General features: G+C 71.7%; 13 protein-coding genes and 1 riboswitch. Of the genes, 5 read left to right on the forward strand and 8 right to left on the reverse strand.

Annotated features, from left to right (window positions below):
- The first annotated feature begins 463 nt into the window (after positions 1-463).
- Positions 464-1,855 carry a hypothetical protein gene (locus tag FGX59_RS12845; RefSeq protein WP_138466933.1) on the forward strand — a complete coding sequence of 464 codons (1,392 nt, stop codon included), beginning with the start codon at positions 464-466 and terminating at the stop codon, positions 1,853-1,855.
- Between the two features lie 21 nt (positions 1,856-1,876).
- On the forward strand, positions 1,877-3,520 hold the full coding sequence (locus FGX59_RS12850) for an NAD(P)/FAD-dependent oxidoreductase (RefSeq protein ID WP_138466934.1): 1,644 nt from the start codon (positions 1,877-1,879) through the stop codon (positions 3,518-3,520).
- 661 nt (positions 3,521-4,181) lie between these two features.
- Here FGX59_RS12850 and FGX59_RS37565 read toward each other — a convergent pair.
- Positions 4,182-4,319: a hypothetical protein gene (locus tag FGX59_RS37565; protein ID WP_171060631.1), complete on the reverse strand. Its 138-nt coding sequence runs from the start codon at positions 4,317-4,319 to the stop codon at positions 4,182-4,184.
- 229 nt (positions 4,320-4,548) lie between these two features.
- On the opposite strand from FGX59_RS37565, the gene FGX59_RS12855 reads away from it, so the two are divergent.
- The 3 genes from FGX59_RS12855 (at position 4,549) to thiC (ending at position 7,460) form a co-directional block, all read left to right on the forward strand.
- Positions 4,549-5,070, forward strand: coding sequence for a PadR family transcriptional regulator (locus FGX59_RS12855; protein ID WP_138466935.1), 522 nt, complete (start codon positions 4,549-4,551; stop codon positions 5,068-5,070).
- 113 nt (positions 5,071-5,183) lie between these two features.
- Positions 5,184-5,408: a hypothetical protein gene (locus tag FGX59_RS12860; protein WP_138466936.1), complete on the forward strand. Its 225-nt coding sequence runs from the start codon at positions 5,184-5,186 to the stop codon at positions 5,406-5,408.
- A gap of 51 nt (positions 5,409-5,459) precedes the next feature.
- A riboswitch (TPP riboswitch) is annotated at positions 5,460-5,580 on the forward strand.
- A 104-nt stretch (positions 5,581-5,684) separates the two neighbouring features.
- Positions 5,685-7,460: a phosphomethylpyrimidine synthase ThiC gene (gene thiC / locus FGX59_RS12865; protein WP_138466937.1), complete on the forward strand. Its 1,776-nt coding sequence runs from the start codon at positions 5,685-5,687 to the stop codon at positions 7,458-7,460.
- A 48-nt stretch (positions 7,461-7,508) separates the two neighbouring features.
- Here the strand turns inward: thiC and FGX59_RS12870 are convergent, their stop codons facing one another.
- The 7 genes from FGX59_RS12870 to FGX59_RS12900 form a co-directional block, all read right to left on the reverse strand.
- Positions 7,509-8,066 (reverse strand): NADPH-dependent FMN reductase, encoded by a 558-nt coding sequence (locus FGX59_RS12870; protein WP_138466938.1) that lies wholly within the window; start codon positions 8,064-8,066, stop codon positions 7,509-7,511.
- A gap of 120 nt (positions 8,067-8,186) precedes the next feature.
- Positions 8,187-9,158 (reverse strand): ABC transporter ATP-binding protein, encoded by a 972-nt coding sequence (locus FGX59_RS12875; RefSeq protein ID WP_138466939.1) that lies wholly within the window; start codon positions 9,156-9,158, stop codon positions 8,187-8,189.
- The gene (locus FGX59_RS12880) at positions 9,155-10,129 is read right to left on the reverse strand and encodes an ABC transporter ATP-binding protein (protein ID WP_138466940.1); all 975 of its coding nucleotides are present in this window, start codon (positions 10,127-10,129) and stop codon (positions 9,155-9,157) included. The genes FGX59_RS12875 and FGX59_RS12880 overlap by 4 nt, the downstream gene beginning before the upstream one ends.
- Positions 10,126-10,989 carry an ABC transporter permease gene (locus FGX59_RS12885; RefSeq protein ID WP_138466941.1) on the reverse strand — a complete coding sequence of 288 codons (864 nt, stop codon included), beginning with the start codon at positions 10,987-10,989 and terminating at the stop codon, positions 10,126-10,128. Before FGX59_RS12885 ends, FGX59_RS12880 begins: the two co-directional genes overlap by 4 nt.
- The gene (locus tag FGX59_RS12890; protein WP_138466942.1) at positions 10,989-11,909 is read right to left on the reverse strand and encodes an ABC transporter permease; all 921 of its coding nucleotides are present in this window, start codon (positions 11,907-11,909) and stop codon (positions 10,989-10,991) included. Before FGX59_RS12890 ends, FGX59_RS12885 begins: the two co-directional genes overlap by 1 nt.
- Positions 11,910-11,961: 52 nt before the next feature.
- Positions 11,962-13,476 carry an ABC transporter substrate-binding protein gene (locus FGX59_RS12895; RefSeq protein WP_138466943.1) on the reverse strand — a complete coding sequence of 505 codons (1,515 nt, stop codon included), beginning with the start codon at positions 13,474-13,476 and terminating at the stop codon, positions 11,962-11,964.
- Complete coding sequence (locus FGX59_RS12900) at positions 13,473-14,141, reverse strand: RraA family protein (RefSeq protein ID WP_138466944.1); 669 nt, start codon at positions 14,139-14,141, stop codon at positions 13,473-13,475. The genes FGX59_RS12895 and FGX59_RS12900 overlap by 4 nt, the downstream gene beginning before the upstream one ends.
- Positions 14,142-14,160 lie beyond the last annotated feature (19 nt).

The following is a 14,160-nucleotide window of genomic DNA, read 5'->3' on the forward strand; positions in this document are numbered from 1 at the left end:
TCTTCGACGTCCTTCCGCCCCGTGGGCGCCTGGCCGCGCGGGCAGGAAGCCGTGGCACTCCGGGTGCCATCGCGGCCGGGCCGCGATTTGCTCCATGCGTAACTGCCATCGGCCGCCTGCGCCCCTTGCCGGCAGGGCGGCGCTGCGCCACGCGCCGGCGGAACAAGGGGAGCGCGGGGGCCGACGGCCGGGCTGTGCCGGGCCGGAGGCGCGCCTGCATGCGCCAGGCCGGAGGGACCATCCCCGCCCGTCGCGAAGGCCGCGCCGGAATGGATCTGGGCCCCGGCCGGATGGCGACCGCGCGGCCCCGAAGCGAGCCGCCGGAGCGCTGCCCGTCGCATCAGCGGCACATGCGCCGCGGGACCCCGACCCGCCGGGGGGCGCGCGCTTTCCGGGCAACGTGCCCGGTCCGGCCGGGAGTTCCCGCAGCCAGCCGCGGCCGCCGGACCGCGGGGACGCCGGCATGAGTCCCCCGACTGCCTCCCGCGCCCGCGCCATGGCCGCCTTCGGCGTCGCGCTGCAGTGCCTGATGCTCGGCGCGCTGATCGCCGGGGCGCTGACCGGGCGAGCGGCGCTGTCGCAGGCCGCGGCGGTGCTGGCGCTCCTCTGGCTCGGCACGCAATGGACCCGGCTGATCCCGCTGGCCCGGCTCTTTGCCGCGCTCGCCGCGGCGGGTGCCCTGCTCCTCGTGCCGCTCCTGCCGGGGGCCGGGCCGAAGCTGGCGACCGCGCTGGTGCAGGGGACGGGCTTCGCCGCGCTGATGATGGTGCTCGGCCTCCTGCGCCAGCCAGTCAAGCGGGCGGAGGTGACGCGCCGCGCGGCGGCCTACCTGCTCTCGGAGCCGCCGCGGCGGCGCTACGGCGCGATGCTGGCCGGGGCGCAGTTCATGGCGCTGATGTTCAATGTCGGCATCATCGCAATGATCGGCGATCTGACCCGCACCGCCCACGGGCCCGATCCCGGCCGCGATCCGGCGCGGCGCGCCATGGTGATGGCGGCGATGCGCGGCGCCGCGCTGGTGACAATCTGGTCGCCGCTGTCGCTGGGCTTCGCCATCGTCACGACCGGCGTCCCGGCGATCGAGCCGCTCCAGCTCGTCGCGGTCGCGGCGGGGTTCACGCTGCTGCTGCTGGGACTCCTCGGGCTCTGGCCGATGCTGCCCGCCGAGGCGCGCATTCCCGCCGCCGCGGGCCCGGCCGCGACCGGCTCCGCCCGCGCGCTGGCAAGCATGCTCGGAGCCAGCGCGCTCCTGCTGGCGCTGACCCTCGGGCTGCATGCGCTCTCGGGGCTGAGCTTCACCCTCGCCGCGGTGATCGTGCTGCCGGCCTTCTCGCTCGGCTGGCTCCTCCTCGAGCCCGCCCGCGGCCAGAGCCTGGGGCAGCGGCTGGGCGGGGCGCTGCTGGCCACGGCGGATCTGCGCTCGGAAAGCGCGCTCTTCCTTTCGGCCAACGTGATCGGCGCCGCGCTGTCGCTGGCGATCCAGGCCAGCCCGCTCTGGCCCGTGATCTCGGGGGCGGGCTTCGCCAGCCTGCCCGCGCTGCTGGCCTGCCTCGCCGCGATCCCGCTGGCCGCGGCGCTCTACCTGCCGAACAGCGTCATGGTCGTGCTGGCCGCGCAGATCTTCGGCCCGACGCTGCTTGGCCAGGAGCATCCGCTGGCGCTCGGCCTGACGCTCTGCATCGGCTGGGCGGTGGCGATCTGCGTCAACCCGATCAGCGCGATGAGCCTGATCGCCGGGCGGCTCTGCGACGTGCCGCCCGCCCGCATCGCCCATGCCTGGAACCGGAAGCAGGCGCTTGCGATCCTGGCCCTTGCCGCGCTGCTTGTCAGCCTCGTCTATGCCTGCGGCGGCTGAGCCGAGCGAAAGAGGAAGCCCATGTCCGACCTGACCGCCTTCGGCCCCGATTTTCCCTTCGACTACGCAGCCTGGATCACCCATCCCGCCGGGCTGGGCCGGCTTCCCCGCGACGCGGCGGGCACAGAGGTCGCGGTGATCGGCGCGGGCGCGGCCGGGATCATCGCCGCCTACGAGCTGATGCGGCTGGGGCTGCGCCCGGTGGTCTACGAATCCGCGGAATTCGGCGGGCGGCTGCGCTCCCGCGTCTTCGAGGGCACCGACGGCATCGTCGCCGAGCTGGGCGGCATGCGCTTCCCCGTCTCCTCGCGCGGCTTCTACCACTATCTGGGACTGGCCGACTGCGAAACCCGGCCCTTCCCGAACCCGCTGACCGCCGCGGCCGGCTCGACCGTCATCGACCTCGAGGGCGAGACCCATTTCGCCCGCGCCCTCTCCGAGCTGCCGCCGCTCTATGGCGAGATCGCCCGCGCCTATGACGAGGCGCTGGCCAGCCAGGCAGCCTTCCCCGAGCTGCAGGCGGCGATCCGCGCCCGCGACACCAAGGCGATCAAGGCGCTCTGGGACCCGCTGGTGGCCGACTGGGACGAGCGCACCTTCTACGATTTCGTCGCGCATTCCGACGCGTTCCAGCGCCTGGGCTTCCGCCACCGCGAGGTCTTCGGCCAGGTCGGCTTCGGCACCGGCGGCTGGGACAGCGACTTCCCCAATTCGATGCTGGAGATCCTGCGGGTCAACCTGCTCGGGCTCGACGACAACCAGCGCTTCGTGGTCGGCGGGGTGGAGCAGATGCTGCACCGGCTCTGGACCCTGCCTGCCGATTGCGCGCACTGGCCGGAGGGCACGACGCTTGCCTCGCTCAATGGCGGGGCGACGCGCAGCCGGGTGACGCGGCTCGCCCGCGCCGGGGCGGGCATCCGCGTGACCGACCAATGGGGCAGCGAGACCGACTATCCGGCGGTGCTGGCCACCTGCCAGACCCATCTGCTGACCACCGCGATCGATGTCGAGGAAGAGCTCTTCGGCCAGAAGATGTGGATGGCGCTCGACCGGACCCGCTACATGCAGGCGGCCAAGACCTTCGTGATGGTCGACCGGCCCTTCTGGAACGACATCGACCCGGCGACCGGGCGGCCGGTGATGTCGATGACCCTGACCGACCGGCTGACCCGCGGCACGTATTTCTTCGACAACGGCCCCGACCGGCCGGGGGTGATCTGCCTGAGCTATTCCTGGATGACCGACGCGCTCAAGGTGCTGCCGCTGTCCGAGGAGCGGCGGGTCGAGCTGGCGCTGAAGGCGCTGGCCAAGATCTATCCCGGGGTCGACATCGCCAGCCATATCCGCGGCACGCCGGTCTGCGTCAGCTGGGAGGCGGACGAGAACTTCCTGGGCGCCTTCAAGGGCGCGCTGCCGGGGCACTACCGCTACAACCACCGCATCTACGGCCATTTCATGCAGGCGGGCCTGCCCGAGGCCGAGCGCGGGCTGTTCCTGGCCGGCGACGGGGTGAGCTGGACCCCGGCCTGGGTCGAGGGCGCGGTGCAGACGGCGCTGAACGCGGTCTGGGGGATCCTGGCGCAATTCGGCGGCAGCACGCCCGAGGGCAATCCCGGACCGGGCGATCTCTATCCCGATTGCGGCCCGGTGCGCCTGCCGGACTGACCGCCCGGAGCGCGATCGCCGCGACGCCGCCGTCCCTTGCAACGGCGCGGAGACTGGACACCGCACCACCTGCGCCGTTCCGGCATCCCGCGGGAAGAGCGCATTGCGAAGGCACGTCCCGGCAGGCGCCTTCCCTGGCTGCGCCGTCCCCCGCGCCCCGCCCGGCGCGACGGCGTCGGGCATTGCGGCGATCGCCGGATCGAGCGGCCGGTCTTCATCTGCGGGCAGCCCCGCAGCGGCGCGACCCTGCCCCGGCGGAGGCGGACGGTGCATTGCGCGCCCTCCTGCCTGCACGCCGGCGTCCCCGAATGCGAGGGCGGGCACATGCAGCCGGTCCATGCGCCGGCCAGCAGCTTCGGCGGGCCCGGGCGCTTCGCCGTCGGCCCCGCGCTGTCAGGCCATGCCGCCTGCCGCGACCGCCCGTAATCGCAGTGGCGGCCTTGCGCGAGCGGCAGCGCGCCCGTCCTCCTGAAGAAACTCCGCCCAATCTGACCAGGATCTGGTGGCTCCGGCAGATCTTTCCCCTCGCGCTTCGTCGCGATGATCCGCGCCGTCGCCGCGGCGGCGCGGAAACGGGCCGGGCTGCCCCTGCCCGAGCTGACGCGCCACCCGGACGCCGCCCATGCGCAGGCGACGGAGGCATTCTGCGGCGACGCCTGCGCTACGAGGATCTGGTGGCGCGGCCGCAGGAGGGGATCGCCCGGCTGACCGCCTTCTTCCGCGTGCTGAACCAGGGCAGCACCAGACGCGCCGCAACGGCAATCCGGAACACCTCGCGATGCATGGCGGCGCCCGCCACGGCGCCGGGATCCGGGACCGGTTCGGCGACGACGACTCACCCGCGTCGGCCGCTATATCTAATCCGCCGGGGCCGCCGCCCTCTGCCCGCCGCGGCGCCGTTTCAGAGAATGACCTGAAATCAGCGGTTTGACATGGGAGGCCCGCCATGAGCGCCGCTCTCTATTTCGTTATATCTATTTTTCCGATATATCTTGATTGTCGATATATCTATTTCTAGATTTCCCGACATGACACATGACCATGACATCGCGTCGGCCCCGCGGAAAAAGGGCCACCCCCGCATCGCCAAGGGCCACCGCCATCGGCGCGCGCTCGGCGGCGCCGCGCTGCGGCACCGGCTGCTGGAGATGATCGCCGAAGAGCCCCGCCAGGGCTACGAGATCGCCGCCGCGCTGGCAGAGCGCCGCGGCGGCCAGCCCGTGCCCGGCGCGCTCTATCCCGCGCTGGAGGCGCTGGAAGCCGAGGGGCTGATCTCCGCCCGGCCCGCCGCGGGACGGCGCAAGCGCTGCCGCATCACCCCGTCGGGGCGCGCCGCGCTCGGCAGGGGGCCGGGCAAGGGCCACGGGCTGCAGGGCGAGCTCTCCGAGGCGATGGCGCTCTTGAAAGCCGCTTTGCGCCGCACGGAACCGGGCAGCCCCGCCGCAGCGGACGCCGCCGCCGCCATCACCGCCGCGGCAGAGGCCATCGGCAGGCTCGCCCCCGGTGCCGCAGAGACAGGGCCGGCCGAAGACGGGGGCCGCGAGCGTTAACGCGGCCTTCAGCACAAGTTCAGGAAATATTTGCGGAAATATCCTCCCAAAGCCAAAATGCATTTGAGGAAAGGACCGCCGGAACCGGTCCCTGATGCCCCGAAGGAGGAGACATGACGCGCTTCACGACCCCTGCCCAGGCCGACCGCCGCAGCCGCCTGATCCTCCTGCCGCAGCTGGTGCTGGCCCTTGCCGCACTCGGCGTGCTGACGCTCTCGCCGGGTTTCTGGACACTGCTCGCCGTCTGCCTGCCCGCAGCCCTCTATCCGTTCGGCGTGCTGGCCTGGATCCATGCCGAGCTGGGACGGGACTTCGCCCGGCTCTACGCGGCGGGCTGACGCGCCCCCGCAGGACGGGCGTTGACATTTCCCGGCCCCGCGGCGACGGTCTCCCCACGTCAGGGGAGTCCCGCCTAGGGGACTGAGAGGCAGACAGGGGGCAACCCCGGTGACGCGACCCTTCGAACCTGACCCAGTTGATGCTGGCGTAGGAAGACCGGAGGGCCGTGTTCCGCGAGGAGGCGCCCTTTCGGGCCGATGCGGCCCTGCCTGGGGGCCGTCCGGCCCCGTTCTGCTACCCGTACCGGTTGGGTCTCATCGCAAGAGGAGACCGACATGAAGGACACCATCCCCGCCATCACCACCGGCCCGCTGCCGGGATCGCGCAAGATACACGTGGCCGGCGCGCTGCACGGGCTGCGCGTGCCGCTGCGCGAGATCGCCGTCACCGGCGAGGCGCCGCTCTGCGTCTATGACAGCTCGGGCCCCTATACCGACCCGGAGGCGGAGATCGACATCGCCCGCGGCCTGCCGGTGCAGCGCAGCTGGCTGGAGGGACGCGGCGACCTGGAGCGCTACGCCGGGCGCGCCGTCACCGCCGCCGATAACGGCTTTGCCGCCGGGGCGCGGCTGGTGCCGGAATTCCCCTGCCGCCGCGATCCGCTGCGCGGCACGGGCGGGGCGGCCGTCACCCAGCTTGCCGCCGCGCGGGCCGGGATCGTCACGCCCGAGATGGAATTCGCCGCGATCCGCGAGAACGAGGGCCGGCTGGCCGCGCATTCCCGCGACGGCGAGCCGATGGGCGCCTGCCTGCCCGATCTGGTGACGCCGGAATTCGTGCGCGGCGAGATCGCCGCCGGCCGCGCCATCCTGCCGGCCAATATCAACCATCCCGAGCTGGAGCCGATGGTGATCGGCCGCAACTTCAAGGTGAAGATCAACGCCAATATCGGCAACTCGGCGGTCACCTCCTCGATGGAGGAAGAGGTCGAGAAGATGGTCTGGGCGATCCGCTGGGGCGCCGACACGGTGATGGACCTCTCGACCGGGCGCAACATCCACAACATCCGCGACTGGATCCTCCGCAACGCGCCGGTGCCGATCGGCACGGTGCCGCTCTACCAGGCGCTGGAGAAGGTCGGCGGCGTGGCCGAGGATCTGACCTGGGAGGTCTTCCGCGACACGCTGGTCGAGCAGGCCGAGCAGGGGGTGGACTATTTCACCATCCATGCCGGGCTGCGCCTGCACATGATCCCGATGACGGCCAGGCGCGTCACCGGCATCGTCAGCCGCGGCGGCTCGATCATGGCGAAATGGTGCCTGCACCACCACCGCGAAAGCTTCCTCTACGAGCATTTCGACGAGATCTGCGACATCTGCCGCCGCTACGATGTCAGCTTCTCGCTGGGCGACGGGCTGCGCCCGGGCTCCATCGCAGACGCCAATGACGAGGCGCAATTCGCCGAGCTGCGCACCCTTGGCGAGCTGACGAAGATCGCCTGGGCGAAGGACTGCCAGGTGATGATCGAGGGGCCGGGCCATGTGCCGATGCACAAGATCCGCGAGAACATGGAGGAGCAGCTGAAGCACTGCCACGAGGCGCCCTTCTACACGCTCGGGCCGCTCGCCACGGATATCGCCCCGGGCTACGACCACATCACCTCGGCGATCGGCGCGGCGATGATCGGCTGGTTCGGCACGGCGATGCTCTGCTACGTCACCCCGAAGGAGCATCTCGGCCTGCCCGGGCGCGACGACGTCAAGACCGGGGTCATCACCTACAAGCTGGCCGCGCATTCGGCCGATCTGGCCAAGGGCCATCCCGGCGCCCAGGCCCGCGACGACGCGATCAGCCGCGCGCGGTTCGAGTTCCGCTGGCAGGACCAGTTCAATCTGGGCCTCGACCCGGACACCGCGCGCGAGATGCATGACGAGACCCTGCCCGCCGAGGCGCACAAGGTGGCGCATTTCTGCTCGATGTGCGGGCCGAAATTCTGCTCGATGCGGATCAGCCACGACATCCGCGCCGAAGCCGAGCGGCAGCAGGGCATGACCGACATGGCGGAGCGGTTCCGCGAGAAGGGCGATCTCTACCTGCCCGCGGAGGAGTAGCCGCGCCGGTCCGGGGGCCCGCAGGGGCGGGCCTCCGGCATGGGCCGGTCAGGCCGCGTGCTTTTCCACCCAGGCGGCGAAGGCGTCGGCAAAGCCTTTCAGGAAGGCCCTGGTGTCGTCGGACAGCTCGGCGCCCTCGCCGAAGAGCTTGGCGATGCCGCCCAGGTAGAGCTCGGGCTGCTGCATCGCCGGCATGTCGAGGAAGACCAGCGGCTGGCGCAGGTGGTGATTGGCGCCGAAACCGCCGATCGCGCCGGGCGAGCCGCTGGCGATGGCGGCCGGCTTGCCCTTCCAGACGCTGGCGCCCATCGGCCGCGAGCCGATATCCAGCGCGTTCTTGATCGCGGCAGGCACCGAGCGGTTGTATTCCGGGGTCACGAAGAGCACGCCCTCGGCCTTGCCGATCTCGGCGCGCAGCCGCGCCCAGGGGGCGGGCGGGGTGTCGCCGTCGAGGTCGGGATTGTAGAGCGGCATGTCGCCGATCTCGACGAAGCGGAAGGAGAGGCTGTCGGGCGCCAGCTCCGCCAGCGTCTCGGCCAGCTTGCGGTTGAACGAGCCCGCGCGCAGCGAGCCGACGAGAACGGCGATGTCGTAAGTCCTGGTCATCCGGTCATCCTTTCCTGGATCACAGGCGGGGCGCAGCCCCTGCCCGCTCCGGTATAGGCCCTGCGCCGGGGGGACGGCGAGGGTCCGGCCGCGCGCGCTATCGCCGCAACCGGCGCCGGCTCAGGCCGCCTCCGCGCGGAGGCAGCGCGCCAGATGCTCCGCCCCCTGCGCGGCCAGCGGCACCGGCGCGGCGCGGCAGGCCTCCGCAGCCAGCGGACAGCGCGGCGCGAAGGCGCAGCCCGGACCCGCCGCCAGCGGATCGGCCGCCGTCGCCCCGAGCCCCAGCGCCGGCAGGCCCGCCGCCGGATCGGGCGGCAGCGTCGCGCCCAGAAGCGCGCGGCTATAGGGATGCCGCGGCGCGCGGAAGAGCGCGTCGACCGGCGCCTCCTCGACCTTCTCGCCGAGATACATCACCGCCACGCGGTCGGCGAGATGCTCGACCACCGCCAGGTTGTGGCTGACGAAGACCATGCTCAGCCCCAGCTCGCGGCGCAGCTCCAGAAGCAGGTTGATGACCTGCGCCTGGACCGAGACATCGAGCGCCGAGGTCGGCTCGTCGCAGATCAGCACCTCGGGCCGCATCACCAGCGCGCGGGCGATGGCGACGCGCTGGCGCTGGCCGCCCGACAGCTCGGCCGGATAGGCCTCGGCCAGCCGCGCGGGGAAGCCCACCCGCTCCAGCATCTCGGCGACCTCCGGGCCGGGATCGGTGCCGCGCCGGTGCAGCCGCAGCGGCTGGGCGACGAGGTCGCGCACCCGCCGCGCCGGGTTGAGCGAGGAATAGGGGTCCTGGAACACGACCTGCACCCGGCGCACCCGCTCGGCCAGGCCCATCGCGGCGATGTCGCGCCCGCCGAGCCGCACGCTGCCGCCGTCGAGCGGCAGGAGGCCCAGCATCGCGTTGACCGCCGTGCTCTTGCCGCAGCCGGACTCGCCCACGAGCCCCAGCGTCTCGCCCTTGCGCAGCACGAGCGACAGCTCCTTCAGCGCGGTCAGCTCCGCCGCCGGGCGGAAGAGCCCCTGGGAAACGCGGTAGCGCTTGGTGGCGCGGACGAGCTCCAGCGCCGGGATGTCGTCGTCGCGGCCGGTCATGGCGCCGCCTCCGTGGCAAGATGGCATTCGGTGCGGTGGGCGCCCGCGGGCTGCGGCGCGCGCACCGCGCAGGCCGGAACGGCAACGGAGCAGCGCTCGCGGAAGGCGCAGCCCTCGAGGCGGCCGGTCAGCCCCGGCACCCGGCCCGGGATCGCGGGCAGGAGCGCGCCGCGCGGCGTGCGCCCCGGCACCGGGATCGCCGCCATCAGCCCGCGGGTATAGGGATGGGCCGGCGCGTTGAAGATATCCGCCGCCGGGCCGGTCTCGACGATCCGCCCGGCATACATCACCGCCACCCGGTCGGCGATCGCCGCCACCACGCCCAGATCGTGGGTGATCAGCAGCAGCCCCAGCCCCAGATCGCGCTGCAGCTCGGCCAGGAGCCGCAGGATCTGCGCCTGGATGGTGACGTCGAGCGCGGTGGTCGGCTCGTCGGCGATCAGCAGCCGCGGCCGGCTCATCAGCGCCATGGCGATCATCAGCCGCTGCCGCTGCCCGCCCGAGAACTGGTGCGGATACTGGCCCAGCCGGCTGGCGGCGCGGGCGATGCCGACGCGCTCCAGAAGCTCGACTGCCCGCGCCTCGGCCGCCGCGCGGGACAGCCCGCCGGTGGCGATCACCCCCTCGGTCAGCTGCCGCCCGACGCCGAGCACCGGATTGAGCGAGGTCATCGGGTCCTGGAAGATCATCGACAGGCCGCGGCCGCGCAGCCCCGCCCAGTCGCGCGGCCGCGCCCGGGCCATGTCCCGGCCGAGCAGGCGGAACCGTCCGGCCCCGACCTGCGCCTCGCGCGGCAGGAGCCCCATCAGGCTCATCGCGGTCAGCGACTTGCCGCAGCCGGATTCGCCGACCAGGCACAGCGTCTCGCCGGCGCCGATCCGCAGGTCGAGCCCGCGCACCGCGTTCAGCCGTTCGGGCCCGGCGGGAAAGGAGATCCGCAGATCCTCCAGATCGAGTAGCGGCTCGCTCATTTCGCCTTGCCTCCGGTCAGGTCGCGCAGCCCGTCGCCGAGCAGGTTCACCGCCAGCACGAGCGCGCAGAGCAGCCCGCCCGGCAGCGCGATCAGCCAGGGGTCGAAGAGGATGTTCTCCCGCCCCTCGGCGATCATCAGCCCCCAGCTGGCCATCGGCGCGCGCACGCCGAGCCCGAGGAAGGACAGCGCCGCCTCCAGCAGGATCGCGTTGGCGACCTCCAGCGTCATCACCACGATCAGCGCGCCGCGCATGTTGGGCAGCAGCTCGAGGAAGAGGATGCGCAGATGGCCCGCGCCGATCGCCCGCATCCCCTTGACGAAGTCGCGGCTGCGCAGCGACTGGGCGGCGGCGCGCGAGACCACGGCGAAGCGGTCCCAGAGCAGAAGGCCCAGCACCGCGATCAGCGTGGAGAGCGAGGCGCCCGCCAGGGCGACGGCGGCCAGCGCCACCAGCACGATCGGCAGGGACAGCCGCGTGGTGACGACGAAGCTGACGATCATGTCGACCGTGCCGCCGAAATACCCCGCCGCGAGCCCCAGCGTGATGCCGATCGTGCCCGAGACCAGGATCACCCCCAGCCCGACGGCCAGCGAGACCCGCGCGCCGTAGATCAGCCGCGAGAGGTAGTCGCGCCCCAGATGGTCGGTGCCCAGCAGATGCGCCGGATCGGCGCGGTCGTGCCAGAAGGGCGGCAGCACCCGCGCGGTCAGATCCTGCGCATAGGGATCCTGCGGCGCCAGCCAGGGGGCGAAAAGGGCCATCGCGACGGCGGCGAGCAGCACGAGCCCGCCCAGCGTGACGCCGGTATTGCCGAGCACCCGGTAGAGGAGCGGGCGGCGGTAGGCAGGGGCCGCCATCAGCCTGCCCCCCGGATGCGCGGGTCGAGCCAGGCATTCAGCAGGTCGCCCGCCGTGGTCAGCAGGACGTAGACCGCCGAGAGGATCAGGATGATCGCCTGCACCACCGGCAGGTCGGCGCGCAGGAGCGACTCCCAGGCGAGCCGGCCGAGCCCGTTGATGGCGAAGACGCTCTCGATCACGATCGAGCCCGAGAGCAGCACGCCGAGCTGCACCGCGGCCAGCGACACCAAGGGCAGCACGGCATTGCGCAGCGCATGCGACAGGATCACCTGCCCGGCCGGCAGGCCCTTGGCGCGGGCGGTGCGGACATAGTCCGAGCCCAGCACCTCGATCATGCCCGAGCGGGTGATCCGCATCATCGCGGGCATCGCCGAGAAGGCCAGCACCGCCACAGGCAGGATGTAGCCCTGCCAGCTTGCCAGCCCCGAGATCGGCACCCAGCCGGTCCAGACGCCGAAGACGACGATCGCCATCAGCCCCAGCCAGAAGCTCGGCACTGCCTGGCCGGTCACGGCGAGAAGGAGCGCGGCGCGGTCGAGCGCGCCCTCGGGCTTCAGCGCGGCGAGGATGCCCAGCGGCAGCGCCACGGCGAGCGCGGCGAGGAAGGCCAGCCCGCCCAGCACCAGCGTCACCGGCAGCCGCGAGCCGATGATCTCGGTCACCGGCATGTTGAAATAGATGCTGCGGCCCAGATCGCCGGTCAGGACATGCCCGATCCAGTCGAGATACTGCACCGCGAAGGGCCGGTCGAAACCGTAGGCGATCCGCACCGCCTCGGCATCGCGGGCGCTGCCGCCCGAACCGGCGATGGCGATGGCCGGGTCGCCCGCCAGGAAGATCAGCGCGAAGCTGAGCACGGAGACGGCCAGGCAGACGCAGAACGCCACCACCAGCCGCCTGAGCAGATAGACAAGCATCGCTGCCTCCGTCTTGCCGGATCGCGGGGGGCGCTGCCGCCCCCCGCCGCGGTCACTTCCAGGAGGATTCCCAGAAGCGGGCGAATTCGTCGGGATAGGGCTTGAAGGCCAGATCCGGCGAGAGGCCGTAATTGACGTTGAAGCTGTACATCGGCAGCACCAGCGCCTCGTCGGCGATCTTGGCCAGCGCCTGCTGGTAGACCGCGTCGCGCTCGGCCGGGTCGGCGGAGGTGTCGCCGGTGGTCAGCCAGTCGACCAGTTCGGGGTCCTTCACCAGATCGTCCGCGCCGCCGCCGAAGAAGTTCGACAACAGGAACGCGACATCGCCGACGCCGTAGCTGCCCCAGTTCGAGAAGAAGGCCGGGACCTGCTCCTCGCGCCATTTGCCGACGCCCGCCGCATATTGCAGCTCGTCGAGCTGCGCGGTGATGCCGACCTTGGCCAGATCCGCGGCCACTGCCTCGGCCACCGGACGGGGCATCGCGGCGAAGACCATGGGCAGCTCGAACCCGTCTGCATAGCCCGCCTCGGCCAGCAGCGCGCGCGCCGCCTCGGGGTCGTAGTCGTATTGCGCCACATCCTGGCTGCAGCCGACCTGGGCGGGGTTGCAGAAGCTCTTCAGCACTTCGGAGGCGCCGCCGGCGAAGGCGCGGGTGATCGCCTCGCGGTTGACGGCATGCTGGATCGCGCGGCGCACGCGGACATCCGCCAGCGGCGTCTCGCCCCCGGCCGAGACCGGCGCCAGGTTGATGAAGGCGATCCGCATGATCGGTCCCGAGACGATCTGCGCGCGGCTTTCCAGCTTCTCCGCCTGGTCCGGCGGGATCCGCCAGATCCAGTCGAGCCCGCCGGAGATCAGCTCGGCATACTGGGTGTTCATCTCGGGGATGGTGCGCACGACGATCCGGTCGATCGTCGCGCCCGCCTTGGGGCTGCCCTCGTAGACATCGTCGAAGCGCTCCAGCTCGTAGCGGATGCCCGGCTCCTGCGAGACCAGCTTGTAGGGGCCGGTGCCGACGGGATTGCGGGTCATGCCCTCGGAGCCGGCCTCGGCGAAGTATTCATGCGGATAGATCGGCAGCGCGTCGGCCAGCATCTCGAACGCGCCGGCAAAGGGCTTCGCCATGTGGATGCGCACGGTATAGTCGTCGACCTTCTCGGCATGGTCGATCCAGTCGACCGAGATCGCGTAGCGCGTGCCGTAATCCGGCTGGGTCACGGTGTTGAGCGTATAGACCACGTCATCGGCGGTGAAGGCCGCGCCGTTATGGAAGGTGACGCCCTGGCGCAGCTTGAATTCCAGCACCATCGGTTCGGGGCGCGACCAGCTTTCGGCCAGCGCCGGCAGGAAGGTGCCACTGTCGAGATCCTTGTAGACCAGCCCGTCGAAGACATGGCGGGCGAGGATCAGCCCCTGGCGTCCGGCGATCTTGTAGGGGTCGAGCGGCTCGGGCTCGGCGGCGAAGGCCACGTTGAGCGTGTTGCCGGCCTTGTCGGCCAGCGCCGGCAGCGCGAGCGCGGCCGCGCAGGCGCCGGCAAGCAGGATGCTGCGGAAGGCTCCGGTCATGATGTCGTACCTCTCTGCTGTCTGAAGGTGAGATTGATCATCCGCCGCCGCGCCCCTGAGGGGGACGTCTCGTCCGGCGCGATGATCTCCTTGAGGGTCTCCCCGGCGCGCAGCCGGCGGAGAATGTCGATTTCGCTTTCCTGCATCCTCAGCGCAGTGGCGGCATGGTCCGCCGCCTTGGCCGGGTCGAGCACCGCGACGCCGTTCTCGTCGGCCAGCACGATGTCCCCGCGCGACACCGCCGCGCCGCCGCAGGTGATGATGCCGCCGACCTCGCCCGCGAGATGCTGGTTGCGGGTCGTGATCGGCGAGCGGCCGCGGCACCAGACCGGCAGGCCCAGCTCTTCGAGCGCGCGGCGGTCGGTCACGAAGCCGTCGATCACCACGCCGGCCACGCCGCGGGCATGGGCGGCGGTGGCCGTCACCGCGCCGAAGCAGGCATGGCGCAGGTCGCCGCAGCGGTCGATCACGATCACCTCGCCGGGTTCGGCCACCGACAGCGCCTCGATCAGCGCCGCGCCGTCCGATCCGGGCAGCCGCACGGTCAGGGCCGGGCCCCAGATGCGCCGGTCCGGCAAGAGCCCCTGGATCGAGGGCGCCATGAAGCCTCCGCGGAGGAAATGGCCCAGCGTGGCGGTTTCGACCTGCGACAGATCAGGGATCATTCGGGGACCTTTCGGGCAG

This window comes from Poseidonocella sp. HB161398 (assembly GCF_005870025.1).
GTDB lineage: Bacteria > Pseudomonadota > Alphaproteobacteria > Rhodobacterales > Rhodobacteraceae > Mangrovicoccus.